This is a genomic window from Acinetobacter sp. Colony158 (genome assembly GCF_019264745.1).
In the GTDB taxonomy this organism is placed as follows: Bacteria; Pseudomonadota; Gammaproteobacteria; order Pseudomonadales; family Moraxellaceae; genus Acinetobacter; species Acinetobacter ursingii.
Genome location: NZ_CP078523.1, coordinates 302,831 through 317,730, shown reverse-complemented (window position 1 = coordinate 317,730; position 14,900 = coordinate 302,831). Strand labels below are relative to the sequence as shown.

Annotated in this window: 13 protein-coding genes; 7 read left to right on the top strand and 6 right to left on the bottom strand. The window is 39.8% G+C overall.

Annotation, left to right across the window (positions count from 1 at the left end):
* A partial coding sequence (locus JR005_RS14330; RefSeq protein WP_228731727.1) for a DNA internalization-related competence protein ComEC/Rec2 occupies positions 1-1,542 on the top strand: 1,542 nt, incomplete at its 5' end.
* On the opposite strand, the gene JR005_RS00895 is transcribed toward JR005_RS14330, so the two are convergent.
* Positions 1,511-2,485, bottom strand: coding sequence for a lysophospholipid acyltransferase family protein (locus JR005_RS00895; protein ID WP_034699658.1), 975 nt, complete (start codon positions 2,483-2,485; stop codon positions 1,511-1,513). The genes JR005_RS14330 and JR005_RS00895 overlap by 32 nt on opposite strands.
* Positions 2,486-2,620: 135 nt before the next feature.
* On the opposite strand from JR005_RS00895, the gene sppA reads away from it, so the two are divergent.
* Positions 2,621-3,637 (top strand): signal peptide peptidase SppA, encoded by a 1,017-nt coding sequence (gene sppA / locus JR005_RS00890; protein WP_004990442.1) that lies wholly within the window; start codon positions 2,621-2,623, stop codon positions 3,635-3,637.
* A 17-nt stretch (positions 3,638-3,654) separates the two neighbouring features.
* Complete coding sequence (locus JR005_RS00885) at positions 3,655-4,479, top strand: alpha/beta fold hydrolase (protein ID WP_026039882.1); 825 nt, start codon at positions 3,655-3,657, stop codon at positions 4,477-4,479.
* Positions 4,480-4,951: 472 nt separating this feature from the next.
* Here the strand turns inward: JR005_RS00885 and JR005_RS00880 are convergent, their stop codons facing one another.
* Positions 4,952-6,316: an amino acid permease gene (locus JR005_RS00880; RefSeq protein ID WP_005003150.1), complete on the bottom strand. Its 1,365-nt coding sequence runs from the start codon at positions 6,314-6,316 to the stop codon at positions 4,952-4,954.
* A 319-nt stretch (positions 6,317-6,635) separates the two neighbouring features.
* Here JR005_RS00880 and prpF point away from each other — a divergent pair, with 319 nt between their 5' ends.
* From prpF to JR005_RS00865, 3 genes are all read left to right on the top strand, one after another.
* On the top strand, positions 6,636-7,823 hold the full coding sequence (prpF, locus tag JR005_RS00875) for a 2-methylaconitate cis-trans isomerase PrpF (protein ID WP_004990436.1): 1,188 nt from the start codon (positions 6,636-6,638) through the stop codon (positions 7,821-7,823).
* A 401-nt stretch (positions 7,824-8,224) separates the two neighbouring features.
* Entirely contained in the window at positions 8,225-9,196 is a 972-nt protein-coding gene (locus JR005_RS00870) for a sensor domain-containing diguanylate cyclase (protein ID WP_228731726.1), read from the top strand.
* A 188-nt stretch (positions 9,197-9,384) separates the two neighbouring features.
* Positions 9,385-10,293, top strand: coding sequence for a polyprenyl synthetase family protein (locus tag JR005_RS00865; protein WP_218665406.1), 909 nt, complete (start codon positions 9,385-9,387; stop codon positions 10,291-10,293).
* A 65-nt stretch (positions 10,294-10,358) separates the two neighbouring features.
* Here the strand turns inward: JR005_RS00865 and JR005_RS00860 are convergent, their stop codons facing one another.
* The 4 genes from JR005_RS00860 to JR005_RS00845 form a co-directional block, all read right to left on the bottom strand.
* Entirely contained in the window at positions 10,359-11,216 is an 858-nt protein-coding gene (locus JR005_RS00860) for an SPFH domain-containing protein (protein ID WP_004990430.1), read from the bottom strand.
* Positions 11,217-11,227: 11 nt separating this feature from the next.
* Positions 11,228-11,695 carry an NfeD family protein gene (locus JR005_RS00855; protein ID WP_218665405.1) on the bottom strand — a complete coding sequence of 156 codons (468 nt, stop codon included), beginning with the start codon at positions 11,693-11,695 and terminating at the stop codon, positions 11,228-11,230.
* A 264-nt stretch (positions 11,696-11,959) separates the two neighbouring features.
* Positions 11,960-12,877, bottom strand: coding sequence for a patatin-like phospholipase family protein (locus JR005_RS00850; RefSeq protein ID WP_218665404.1), 918 nt, complete (start codon positions 12,875-12,877; stop codon positions 11,960-11,962).
* Positions 12,878-12,945: 68 nt separating this feature from the next.
* Positions 12,946-13,569, bottom strand: coding sequence for a 1-acyl-sn-glycerol-3-phosphate acyltransferase (locus JR005_RS00845; RefSeq protein ID WP_218665403.1), 624 nt, complete (start codon positions 13,567-13,569; stop codon positions 12,946-12,948).
* Between the two features lie 108 nt (positions 13,570-13,677).
* Here JR005_RS00845 and JR005_RS00840 point away from each other — a divergent pair.
* Positions 13,678-14,900 (top strand): MFS transporter (locus JR005_RS00840; RefSeq protein ID WP_218665402.1); only part of this gene is annotated, 1,223 nt, incomplete at its 3' end.

Below are 14,900 nucleotides of genomic sequence, written 5' to 3'. Positions count from 1 at the left end.
ATTTTAATGATTGTGCCATTTTGTGGTTGTGTCTTTATTTATACTGCATTTGTGGGCTTTGAAATTCCAGCATTACGCACCTTATTATTCACCATGATTGCCAGTTTATTCTTAATCTTTAAACATGAAATTCGACCGTTTAATTTGCTGTTATATACCGCCAGTTTCAGTGTATGGATTGATCCATTGAGTATTTTATCGGCTGCTTTTTGGTTATCTTATGGTGCTTGTTTTATTTTGTTGAATATTTATCAATCCATGCAGCATCAGTCAGATTCAGTACCTAATCTAAGGCAAAAGATCTGGAAAAACAGCAAAATATTGGTTCAATCGCAATGGAAAATTTTTATTGCTTTATGTCCACTGGTGCTTATATTTTTTAAACAGCTGTCTTGGATCGCACCGATTGCCAATCTGATTGTGATCCCATTTTTAGGTGGGGTGATCGTGCCACTGGGCATTATTGCAGCTTGTATCTCCTTGATCATTCCGTCTTTGGGACAGCTACTTTTTCATATTAATGACTTATTAATAAGTCTTTTATTTTTTATTTTAAACGGTCTGGATTATCTTTTTCAGCCTGAGCTGTATGCATTTGCTTTAACTCCCATGCTTTTACTCAGTTTTAGTCTCGGTATTGTGTTGTTATTTTTACCTAGCGGTGGTATTCCAAAGTCATGGGCAGTGTTATGTATTTGCCCCATATTTTTATTGGCATGGATTAAACGGGATACACAGATATCGGTGATTGATGTAGGGCAAGGGCAGTCTGTTTTTGTACAAGATGCATCTCTGCGTATGCTGATTGATACGGGCGGTTATTATGATGAAAGCAAATTTAGTATTGGTCAAAATGTTGTGGTTCCTTATTTAAAATCTCAAGGGGTTGCACAACTTGATCGTATTTTACTTTCTCATTTGGATCAGGATCATAGTGGAGCGCTTGCTGCTGTTTTGCAGCAAACCAGAGTCAAGCATTTAATGGCCAATGAAACCCTACCACAGCCCACATTATCGTTACAAACAGGCACTTCTTTTTCCAGATGTTATACGGGTCAAACATGGCAGACCCCAGAGATACGCTTACAAATACTCTCTCCAGAACCTGTTGATGATCAAACAATTCAATACAACCGAAATGAATATTCTTGCGTGGTCTATCTGGAGCTATTAAAGGCGAATGGTTTACGTCGATTTTTAATTATGGGCGATGCTGGCTGGGAGACCGAATATCAAATTTTTCAAAAGTATCCCGACTTAAAAGTTGATGTTTTGGTGCTGGGGCATCATGGTAGCAAGCACAGCTCATCTTATGATTTTTTAAAACATTATCAGCCTAAAATCGCGGTTGCATCCGTTGGATATACCAATCGTTATGGACATCCGAGTTTAGAGACATTATCTAGATTAGATGCTTTACATATTCCGCTTTATACCACGATCCAGTCAGGAACGATCACGTTTAAGGTGGAAGATCATGAAGTAAAACTGGAACAATATCGAAATACAGTTAAGTGGCTGAATCTGTACAAGTCATATTAAGTTTTTTGGCTTGTTCACGGACTTGTTCTACTTTTTTCAAAGCAGCTTCATTCTCTAGCGTATAAACATTGTCGAGTTCAGGATTCGCTTTAAAGCGCTTATAACTCCAATGATAATGTTGAGGATATCGACGAATTAGATTTTCAATGGCGTGATGAATGACCAAGGTGCCATGTGTATCTGATCCTTCATAGATTGCAGGATCAATCGGTTCGATAAACATGTCAAAACCATCACTTTCATTTCGAATCGCGTACAGAAGAAGTGCCTTGGCTTTGGTTTTTTGAATGAGTTTTGAACTTAGGTTACTTGATGCAAGTGGAATACCAAAATAATCGACCATTTCTCCACCTACGTGTGGGGAGTGATCGGGTAAAATCACTGTCGTTCCACCTTTCTTCAAGGCTTTAAAAATCTGACGAACACCACTTTCATCAGTGGGAACCAGATTTGCCTGTTCTCGGCTTCTTGCTTCACGGACAAATACATCTGCATCTGCATTTTTAACAGGTTTATATAAAATGGTCATGGCTGTAAATTGTGCACACCATGCATTCATCACTTCCCATGTACCAAAATGTGGAACAATTAAAACCAAGCCTTTATTTTCGGCTAAGGCTTCGTGGAAATAATGCTCACCTGTAATATTTTGAATACGAGAAATATTTTTCTGATTAGACGAACCCCAAACACTAAAGAACTCAAAATATGAAGTGAGTTCATTACGAATGGCTTGTTGTGTAATCTGATCACGTTCATCTTCAGTCAAATAAGGTAAAGCGATTTGTAGGTTTAGCTGAATGGTTCTAGACGTTTTGGTAATTTTTAAAGTGTTGACTAATCCTGCGAGCATACGCGCAATAAAACGTGAAAATTGAATAGGCTGTCGGCTAACGAACCTTAAAAGACGGTAATTGAAGCTATGAGTATCAGGTGTCGTCATTATCAAAAAGTGTTGAATAAAGTAAGGAAAAAATCATCGGACAAAAATATTATAAGTGAAATCCTATCGATTAAATAGTTTTTACCGATTCAGTGTATATAATGGCAGAGATTTTAACTTTTTGGGTTGTTTTTTATGTCCGATTGGCCACCAAAACCACAAAATGAACCATCGAATAGCAATAATAAGGCTGGACAGGAATGGCAAATTTTGGAAAAAGCGGTTCTTGCCTCTGTAGAAGAACAACGTCGAGCCAGACGTTGGGGAATATTTTTCAAACTTCTCACCTTTCTTTACTTAATTTTCATTATCGTTGTTTTGGGTCGTGGGTGTTCTAGTGTAGAAAGTAGTACAACGACTTCAAGTTCAAGTCCGCATCTGGCGGTCGTGAATATTATTGGTACGATTGATTCAGGTAACCAGTCCGTCAACAGCGAAGATACCAATAAAGCACTGAAACGAGCATTTGAGTCAAAATCAAGTCAAGCTGTAGTGTTAAATATCAACTCTCCAGGTGGATCACCTGTGCAGTCTGATGAAATTTGGCAACAAATTCGATATTTAAAACAACAGCATACCGACAAGAAAGTCTATGCAGTGATTGGTGATATGGGAGCTTCTGGTGCTTACTATATCGCGTCGGCGGCAGATGAAATTATTGTCAACCCTTCAAGTCTGGTCGGGTCGATCGGGGTAATTATGCCGAATTACGGCATAAGTGGGCTTGCTCAAAAGTTAGGTATTGAAGACCGCACCATGACTTCAGGTTCAAATAAAGACATTCTGAGCATGACCAAACCGATTAATCCGCAGCAGCGTGAACATATTCAGGCATTATTGGATAATGTGCATCAACACTTTATCGATGCAGTGAAACAAGGTCGCGGTAAACGCCTGAAAACAGATGATCCTGCGATCTTCTCAGGTTTATTCTGGACAGGTGAACAAGCGATTAAACTCGGTATTGCTGACCGTACAGGTAACATAGATAGTTTGATGCGTGAGCTAAAACTTGATACTAAAGTAAACTATACCATTGAACGTAGTCCATTTGAGTCTTTGCTTGGACGTATGGGATCACAAATAGGTCAGGGAATTAGCCAGTCGATTTCTCAGCAATTGCAGACGGAACAGCAGGCGCAATTCAAGTAATTGAGTTCGTAAATATGATATCTGATAAACCAATAATTCACTTTGCGCACGCCAATGGCGTGCCGTCCAAAGTCTATCAAAAACTTTTTGATGCACTTAAAGATGACTATGACATCATTTATGTGCCTTTGATCGGGCCAGATAAGCGTTATCCGATTACCAATCATTGGCCGCATCTGGTTGAGCAAATTGTTGATAGTATTGTGCAACAGGCGCAAGGTCGCAAAGTGATTGGTCTAGGACATTCTCTGGGTTCAGTGTTAACCTTGATGGCTTGCTATCAACGTCCAGAATTGTTTTCTCAAGTGATCATGCTAGATCCGCCGTTGATTTTGGGTAAATACTCCTTTGCTTTTCATATGGCAAAGCTGATCAGTCCAAAGCAAGTGGATAAAATGACACCTGCTGGTTTGTCTTCACGACGTCGGGATCATTGGGCATCGAAAGAGCAAGCCGCTGAATTATTGCGTCCTAAGGGTTTTTATCAGCATTTTGATCCAGAATGTTTCGAGGCTTATATTCAGTATGGCTTAAGTCCAGATCCTGCGCGCGGTGGTGTGACGCTGACCATTCCTAAGGCAGATGAAGTTGAAATCTTCCGACAGAATCCATCTTGGTGGTGGTTAACACCGCGTCATTCTCCACATGTCCCTGTACATTTGGTGGTTGGAGAAAGAAGTGATTTTCTAAAACGAGGTTTTCCTCAAAAAGCCAAAAAAACATTAAGTATTCCATATACGGTAGTTAAAGGCGGACATATGTTCCCATTGGAATATCCATTGGCGACATCTGATCAGATTAGACAATTAATCAATGAGCAGAGCCAACAAAAAAGCGCGTAATTAACGCGCTTTTTTATGAGTTAAAGTTCGGGCTTTTATTGTTCGGCTCTAAAGTCATTTAAAAACATGAAACAGCTGTCTTAGCACCTGTCTTAATACAAGTGTTATGAATGCAAATAGGTTTGAATTATCTTCAAAATACCGCGATTGACTAAAATCGAATAGAAATTTCTTACTATAAACTGGCGAAATATTTGTAAATAAGATGTATTGATCCTAAATGGATAGAGCTCAATAATAATCAGAGACCACACCCCAAGTGCGGGAATGTTGGCTCCAAATTAGAAATTAGAATAGACTTCTTTCATCAGTTCCTTTTACTCCTTCCTCTGCGAGAAAAATAGAGAAGCTTTGAACAATAAAGAATTTTAGACAATGATGAAAGAAGTCTAATAAAGCAAAAAGCCAGTTACTTGCGTAACTGGCTTTCATCAAAAAAAGTCAAACTTTTTTAACAAGTAATATCGTGATTTTATTCAGAAGCAGAGGGCTTAGAATTTAATAACTTATATAAAACATACATCAGCACAATCCAGATCGGAATCATAATCACTGATTCCTTAAATCCTTGTGTCCACATGATATAGAGTACAACCGCAATAAACAGAAGAACGATATAGTTACTCACAGGAGACCAAAGCGCAGGGAAGGATACTTTGTGATGCAATGTTTTCATTGCAGATCTGAATTTTAAATGGGTTAGACTGATCATCGCCCAATTTAGAACCAAAGCACCCACAACGACATACATCAAGTGACCAAGTGCATCTTCTGGAACAAAATAGTTCAATAATACACAACCGAAAATCAACACCGCAGACAATAAAACGGCTGGAATAGGAACGCCTTCTTTATTCACCTTTTTAAACACGGCTGGTGCATTGCCTTGCTGCGCTAGACCATAGAGCATCCGACTATTGGCATACATCCCACTGTTATAAACCGATAAAGCCGCAGTCAAAATAATGAAATTCAGTAGATGAGCTGCCCAGCCAATTCCCAATTGACTAAAGATCATCACAAATGGGCTTTTATCCAGACCGCCTAAATCCAACTGATTCCATGGCACTAGAGAAAGCAAAATAGTCAATGAACCCACATAGAAAATCAGGATACGAATCACGACTTGATTGATCGCTTTAGGAATAGTTTTCTTAGGATCATCTGCCTCTGCTGCTGCCATTCCGATCAATTCAATGCCGCCAAAGGCAAACATGAGAAATGCCAACATATAAAATAAGCCATCAAACCCATTAGGGAAAAATCCACCATGTGTCCATAGATTACTAAATGATGCAGTTGAATCTGGACCTGCTGTAAACAACAGATACAGACCAAAAATGATCATTGAAATCACTGCAACGACTTTAATGATGGCGAGCCAAAACTCGGATTCACCATAAAATTTAACATTGGTTAAGTTGATTGCCGTGATCACCACAAAGAAAAACAATACAGAAACCCATGACGGAATATGAGGCCACCAGTAATTAATATACTTAGCGACTGCTGTTAGTTCAGTCATAGCCACCAGAACATAAAGAATCCAGTAGTTCCAGCCTGCTAAAAAGCCAGGAAACTTGCCCCAATATTTATTAGCAAAATGGCTAAATGAACCCGCAACAGGTTCTTCTACAATCATTTCACCAAGTTGGCGCATGATGAGAAAAGCAATCAAACCACCAATGGCATAACCTAGGATAATAGAGGGACCAGCAGATTGAATAACTTGTGCGGAACCAAGAAATAAACCTGTACCAATTGCGCCTCCCATGGCAATCAATTGGATATGACGGTTTTTTAACCCCCGCTGAAGTTTTGAAGAATCGTTGTTCAAAGGACTTCGCTCGACCGTGAATAAGTGGGACATTCTAATAGATCAAGTGATTTTAGCCTAGCCTGACTATAAAAAAAGCGATCAACTTTAGTTGAACTTAATAGTCGAATTTATCTTGATTTCGATCAATGCATGGACATTTTAAATCGTTTCGTCAGGATTTGGGTCATTGAGAAAACATACCCTGCTGTAAGAAAATAAATTTCTAGACTTAAGTCTAGAGATTCATATATTGGCTTTTTTTACTTATATGATGTATGAAATTAGTCATGTTACATTTTTGTCTTAAGCAAAAAATAAATGAAAAGGATAACGGATCATGAGTTCGCAACCACAAATTAAAATTCCAGCAACTTATATGCGTGGTGGAACCAGTAAAGGCGTTTTCTTTAAACTGGATGACTTACCTGAATCTGCACAAGTGGCTGGACAGGCGCGTGATCAATTGTTGCTCCGAGTGATTGGAAGTCCAGATCCTTATGGAAAACAAATTGATGGCATGGGAGGTGCAACATCCAGTACCAGTAAAACCGTCATTTTGAGCAAAAGTACGCAGCCAGAGCATGATGTTGATTATTTATTTGGACAAGTATCCATTGACCAGCCTTTTGTGGATTGGAGTGGAAATTGTGGCAATTTAACTGCTGCGGTCGGTTCTTTTGCGATTAGTCATGGCTTGGTCGATCCGAGCCGTATTCCTGAAAATGGTATCTGTACAGTGAGAATCTGGCAAAAAAATATTGAAAAAACTATCATTGCACATGTTCCTATCACCAATAGTCAGGTTCAGGAAACAGGTGATTTTGAATTAGATGGAGTGACTTTCCCCGCAGCAGAAGTACAAATTGAATTTCTTGATCCTGCTGATGATGGCGAAGAGGGCGGCGACATGTTTCCGACAGGAAATGTCGTAGATACGCTTGATGTACCAGAAGTTGGAAGTTTTCAAGCCACTTTTATCAATGCAGGTATTCCTACAATTTTCTTAAATGCTCACGATTTGGGTTATACCGGCACGGAATTGCAGGATGCGATTAATAGTGATGCTCAAGCCTTGACACGTTTTGAAAAAATTCGTGCCTATGGTGCAGTTCAAATGGGTTTGATTTCAGATGTGAGTCAAGCCGCAGCGCGCCAACATACGCCAAAAATTGCATTTGTCGCTCCTGCAAGTACTTATCAATCTTCAAGCGGTAAAACGGTTCAAGCACAAGATGTTGATTTATTGGTACGTGCATTATCTATGGGTAAATTACATCACGCCATGATGGGCACGGCAGCTGTTGCCATAGGAACTGCTGCTGCTATTCCTGGAACTTTGGTCAATCTTGCGGCAGGGGGCGGTGCACGAGAAGCTGTACGTTTTGGGCATCCATCAGGCAGCTTAAGAGTAGGAGCGCAAGCCGAACAACAGGGTGAAAAATGGGTAGTGAAAAAGGCCATCATGAGTCGCAGTGCGCGTGTATTAATGGAAGGCTGGGTACGCGTTCCATCAGATAGTTTCTAATAAAAACATGCTTTTAAAAGCAGCTCATCTGCTGCAATAAGCAGTATGAGTTAATTTCGACATAAAGTCCCGATATAGATTAAATAAGCTATACAGGACTTTATCGTTGAGTAAAGAGAATTGATATTAAGTTTGAATTTAGCGCGTTAAAATGAGGCTTTTGAATTCTATGTAACGCAAAAGGCGATTTATTTTAAGATTATCTTAAATACACTTCTTTAATCCTTGTTTAAACTCTCGTGATTTTCTTGCATAGGCAGAAGTAAAAGGGACTTATGAAAGAAGTCTAATTTATTTGTGAGAATTAGATCATTAAAATAATTAAATGAGTGGATTTTATTGCATATTTTGAAGAAATTTTGAGTACAATGTCCTTCTGGTGGGAAAATATAATTGCAAATATGCTTAATGATAATGATTTAGAAACGGTGTTTATTTTGGGGCAGCAACAATTACGTACGTTGACACCTCTAATCTCCAAGGAATCTATACAAAGTTCAGTACCCACTCTGTCTTTATTGGATAAATTACCTGTTCCTGCATTTATTTTAAGTAGTGATGGCATTTTTCTAAAGGTCAATCAGTTATTTGCCGATATCTATGCTAGTGATGCTTTATATATGCAAGGCAAGTCGATCAATAGCTTTATTGACAATATTGAATCTGAAATATCCGCTATACTTGAACAATTTGAGCATAATGACGGACATTATGAAAAAGAACTCTATGTAAAGGGTCATTTTTATAATACGTATTGCCGAGCCTTAAAAAACGATAATGAGCAAATTATCGCGTTGATGACGGTTTGGGCGGAAGTGACTAAATTAAAACGCCGAGAGCGAGTACTCGAACTTAATAATCTACGTTTACAGGAATATCTGTATGTTGATGCGATTACTGGTGCTGCCAATCGCTTGGCACTGGAACAATGGTTAAGTGAAACTCAATCCGAGCAAAAAAAGACCCCTTTTTATGCCTTGATGTTTGATCTGGATGATTTTAAAAAATTCAATCAGACGTATAGCTATAGTCAGGGAGACATTGTTTTAAAAGAAATTGCAGAACTTTTACAAAGTTATTTAAATCCCAAAGAAAGTATGCTGTATCGACTAAATTCTGCTCAATTTGTCATTGTTATGCCTAACGCTTCAGAACTTACGGCTTATACATTGGCAGAGCGTTTGCGCATTGCAATTTATGATGCTGCATATTTTTTTGAAGAAGGAGTTCATGATCGCCTTACTGCAACGGTTGCGATTTACAAACCTTCATTTCAAGAATCTAGTTCATTTTCTGAAATTGAATCGCGTTTACGTTTTGCGATCAAGAATGTCAAAGTCCAAGAAAAGAATAAAAGCATTTCATTAGAATGATCCATTGCATAAAATTTTGATTAAGGTTTTATCAAGTTTAAATTTTATGTAAAACAGATACATCTGTCACATTTTAGTTGATGAAAAAAGTTTAAGCCTGATATGAATATGTTATCTTTGTGGGCAACTCATCAGATCGCGCTTGGGCGTGTAAAGATCTCTTATTTTTTGTTTCATCAGAGGCTGTCGTGACATCGATTTCACCAGTAAATGCCAATGCATTATTTGCGGCACAAGAGCGTATTCAGCAAGATTTAAAATTGGCCTTAGATGCTTTTTCTTTGGCTGAACCTTTGAAGTCAGCCGTTTATCACGCTGTAATGTTAGGTGGAAAACGTGTGCGTCCAGCATTGTGTTATGCAGCAGCATCACTCAGTGAACATTCAAATTTTGCTGCGGCACGTCGTGCTGCGGTTGCGGTGGAATTTATTCATTGTTACTCATTGGTTCATGATGATCTGCCATGTATGGACAATGATTTATTACGCCGTGGGCAGCCGACTTGTCATGTGGCCTTTGGGGAAGACACCGCCTTACTCGCGGGAGATATTTTACAGTCGATGGCATTTGAAGTTTTGACCAGTCGCTTATTTGACCAACAGGCAAGTGTGGATAGTACAGTTGTACTAAAACAAGTCCAAATCTTGGCAACTGCTAGTTCTAAAATGGTCAGTGGTCAAGTCATGGACTTACAGGCAGAAGGACAAGCAATCGATCAAGATCAACTTGAGACCATCCATCGCAATAAAACAGGGGCATTGATTCAAGCTGCGATCATGATGGGTGCTGTCACCGCATTTTCAGGCACAGATCAAGCCATTCCTCAGTTGCGTCAATTTGGGCAAAACATTGGGCTAGCTTTTCAGGTGCATGATGATGTACTGGATATTATTTCCACTACCGAAACATTGGGTAAAACCGCAGGTAAAGATGAACAGGTAGAAAAGTCAACTTATCCTGCACTGATGGGTTTAGAACAAGCACAACAATATGCCCAATCTTTACAGCAACAAGCGCTCGCTGCTTTGGATTATTTTGGTGAATCTGCCAAAGATTTGCTGGAAATTGCACAGTTTGTATTATCGAGAAAAAACTAATTTTCAGGATTTTAACGTGCAATTCTTTTCAAAAAAATTGCACGTGTTGAGGCATATTTTGGGGATTATGACGGATTTCGTCCCATCACACCGCGAATAGTATTGAGAATATCGGCAGGGAGTACCACCGTTTTGGCATTATTGGATTTCGCCAAATCCTGCATGGCCTTGATATATTGTTCGCCCAACAAATAAGCCACAGGAATTTCCTGTTCACCGACTGCCGAAGTGACCATTTCAATGGCTTTTTGCGAAGCCTCAGCCAAGACCACCTGAGCTTCAGCATCACGACGCGAAGCTTCCAGACGACCATCGGCTTCTAAAATCGCCGCTTGTTTTTCACCATCTGCACGAGTGACGGTTGCACGACGTTGACGTTCTGCTGCGGCTTGCGCTTCCATCGCCGCCTGCATTGTTGTTGACGGTTGAATATCCTGAATTTCGACGGTTTTTAAGGTAATGCCCCAGTCTGAAATATCATCTGAAATGGCAGCTTTAAGCTTAGCTTTAATATGATCACGCGAGGATAATGCATCATCCAGATCCATCTCACCGACGATAGAACGTAGCGAGGTCTGAACCAGATTTTGAATTGCCCATGTATAGTTCTCAATACCATACACCGCCTTTTCAGGCGTGGTTAAATTAATATAAGCCACGGCATTCATGACCAAAACCGCGTTATCGCGAGTAATGACTTCCTGCGAAGGAATATCTAAGACAATGTCTTTGGTCGTGACTTTATAAGCGACTTCATCGACATAGGGAATCACAAAATTTAGTCCAGGACTAAGTGTTGCGTGATATTTTCCTAGACGCTGAACAATCCATTTATAGCCCTGAGGAACAATACGCACCCCTTTAAAAATGGTCACTCCCACAAAAATGAGAAAGGCTAAACCAATAATCGTACCGACTGGCATAAAAAATCCTCTTATGTTTCTTGAGATTTATGTAATTGAACAACCAGATCATTGCCCATAATATCGACTACACGTACACGATCACCCACCTGTACAGGTGAGAGGCTACGGCAATTCCATTCATCAGCACCCAATACGGGCAAGGCAAAACGCACCACGACCTGATCATGAGTTAAACCAACCTGAATCACCATTCCAATTTGACCAATGGTGGCTTCGCGGGATAATCCGGCTTTGGTTTTATCAATTGAAAGTGGCTTAATAAATTTAAACCATAGAATCGTGCAAAGAATAGACAAGATGATCCACATCACAATTTGTATGTTTAAACTCATGATGGGGAAAAGCCACAATAAAGCACCGACGATAATGGCGGCAATACCAAACCAAAGGGCGGCAAAGGCAGGCAAAATCAACTCAGATAGCATGAGGATGATACCTAAAACAAACCAATGCCAGGGTTCTAAAACTAATTCCATAGCGTTGCTCATATTACTTATGTCAAAGATGAAAAAATCATCAGTTATCAATGTAACAGAACTGGGCAAGGATGAATATTAAAATAGCGAAATGAATATAAAAATCAAAAAAATGCTTTCTAGTTGATGGGGTGTAGGGTATTTAAATCAGAGTCAAATACCCTTGAGAATGGCTTTTTTTTATCACTCTTTAGACTTTCTTTATTTTTCTCTCTTAGCGAGAAATCAAAGGGATTGATGAAAGAAGTCTAAGATGAACAAGCTTTAAAATTTTGGACGTGGTGCAGGTTTGAGTGCGGCAGGAGATTGTTTAAAGGCATTAATGACGCCTTGAATCTGTTTAATTTTGAGCTGTGCCGCTTTTTCACCTTCCAAAATGGCCTGATTGCTCGATTTCAAATCCAGTACGCCTAAATTGCCAACTTTAGGCTGAATGACGACATTGGCCTGATTGAGCTCAGTGCTAATACTTTGCTGACCCATAATATTAATGGTCTGATCCAAAAGCCCCAGCATATTGCCAGCGCCCGCACCTGTTGGACGTGCAGAAATATCGACAGCAATGACAATATCTGCACCCATATCTTTGGCCGTTTTAACTGGAATTGGGCTGACTAGACCACCATCGACATATTTTACATTCCCAATCGTTGCAGGTACAAAGACATTGGGAATACTACACGATGCGCGAACGGCCTGACCTGCATTACCTTTAATAAAATCGGCTTTTTGACCATTGTCCAGACGAGTAGCAACAGCGGCAAAACGAATCGGGAACTTTTCAATCGGTTTATTTCCGACTTGAGTATTCACATAATCCTGTAATTTTTGACCTAAAATAATGCCTTGACGATTGAGGGTAAGATCGCGCAGATCAGATTCCTGTAACTTCAGCGCAAGACTCTGCATTTGGTAAGGCGTTTGACCACTCGCATAAATACTGCCAACAAAACTTCCAGCACTGGTTCCTGTCACGATTTTAGGCTTGATCCCATGAGATTCTAAAACTTTAATCACCCCAATATGTGCAAATCCTTTCGCACCACCACCGCCAAGTGCCAAGGCAATCACAGGTTCTCGGGCTTTGAGGGGAGTAGTTTGAGTCGGAGTTTTAACGGTTTTATCACAGCCAAATAGTGCAAGGCTGAGGGTGCCAATCAAGGCAAAATGTGCAACTTTCATTTTCAGTTAAAATAGCAAAAAAATGGTCAAAAAGATGCGCACATCTCAACAGATTTGAGACCTGAATACTAGCGTTTTTTGACTAGATTTTGTAAAGGTAATGAGAGCCAGTCTGGGGTATGTGGTGAGAATTTTCCTGCAAATCGCTGCATCATCTGATCCAAATCTTGTTCATAGTGACCTGTTGGATCAAACACGCCCAAGCTATGAATAATTTTATGGTCGAAATCAAATGCAAAAATGACAATTGGAATGTGTGCTTTTAAAGCGATTTGATAAAAACCACTTTTAATTTTTTCTGCTTTTTTTCGAGTGCCTTCAGGCGCCATACCGACCCAAATTTGATCTTGCTGTTGAATAAACTCCACCACTTGTGCAGTTAATCCATTGATGCGATCACGTTTCACAGGAATCAAGCCAGCCCATTTAAAAAAAGGCTGAAAGGGCGGTTTAAAGAGGCTATCTTTACCCAACACAGTAATCTTAATGCCTAGTCCACCAATCGCCAAGAAACCATACCATGCATCAATATTCGAGGTATGTGGCGCAATAATCGCAACAGCTTTACTTAAATTTGGAAATTCACCTTCAATGCTCCAGCCTTGCGCTAAAAAAAGGGTTTTAAATAATGCTCGGCTCAAAGGTGTACCACGATGCGGGACTTGATCAGGTAATTCTGGAAAATGTGGCATATATTTATCACTATAAAAATCCTTTTTTATGATCATAGGCTTTTGAAATTGAACTGACATTGGCAAAATGTAGACTTTACTGCTCAACTTTTTTGCAAAGGGAAAAGGATGCTCAATCCTGTGCGCTTATATGTCTTATTATTTTCATTGTATTGGGCGCAGGGATTACCTGTTGGTTTCATGACCCATGCTTTGCCTGTGATTTTAAGATCGCAGGGAGTCTCTTTGGCGCACATTGGTGGGTTTGGTTTACTGATGTTGCCGTGGTCAATCAAGATTCTTTGGGCACCCTTAGTCGATCGGTTTGGTAGCGCTAAAATAGGACATTATCGAAGCTGGATTTTACCGACTCAGATTTTTAGTGTGCTTATTTTAGTGACGTTATCTTTTTATCCGATTGAGTCACTCAGCCAAACAGATTCCCTATTTTTATTTTTTGTACTGCTGCTTTGCTTGAATTTAACTGGAGCGACACAGGATATTGCCACTGATGCATTGGCAGTGAATCTGCTGAAAACAGATCAACAACATTGGGGCAATACCTTTCAGGTGATTGGTTCACGTCTTGGGTTTATTGTGGGTGGAGGCGTTTTGCTTTGGGCTCTGGATTGGTTTAGTTGGCAAATGACTTTTCTCGGTCTGGCTTTGCTGGTACTCGTCAATACCATTCCTGTCTGGTCTTATAACAATGAACAAACCCGAATAAATCATGCATCGCAACCAACCCCAACGCAATTTGCATTGAAAGACTATATTAAGCATTTTACGCAGTCGCCTGAGTTACGTTGCTGGTTGTGGGTACTGATCAGTTTTAAAATTGCGGATGGTTTGAGTGGTCCTTTATTAAAACCCCTTATGGTCGATATAGGACTGAACTTTACTCAGATTGGTGTCTATATCACCATGTTCGGTGCATTTGCGGCATTGTGTGGAGCAGTTATCGCAGGTTATTTACTTAAGCGATATACACGACCAACCTTGCTGATGATATTTTCTTATTGCAAAATTTTAACACTTTTCGCATATGCAGGTTTAGCATTTGCTTTTGAGCAGAACATCCAGATTCCTAATCTTATTGTGTATCTGATCAATGCACTGGAAGATGCGGTATCAGCGATGCTTTTAGTGGTTATGCTGACTTTGGTGATGCAATACAGTCGAAAAGCGTTTGCAGGAACAGATTTCACTTTTCAGGTTGCCATTATGGCAACAATAAGCGGTGGTTTATATATCTTAAGTGGAGTTGTAGGGGATTGGTTGGGTTATGCCCTATATTTGGCACTGATTGTATTGATTGCGATCGTTTGCTTGGTTCCCATCTATCGCTGGTG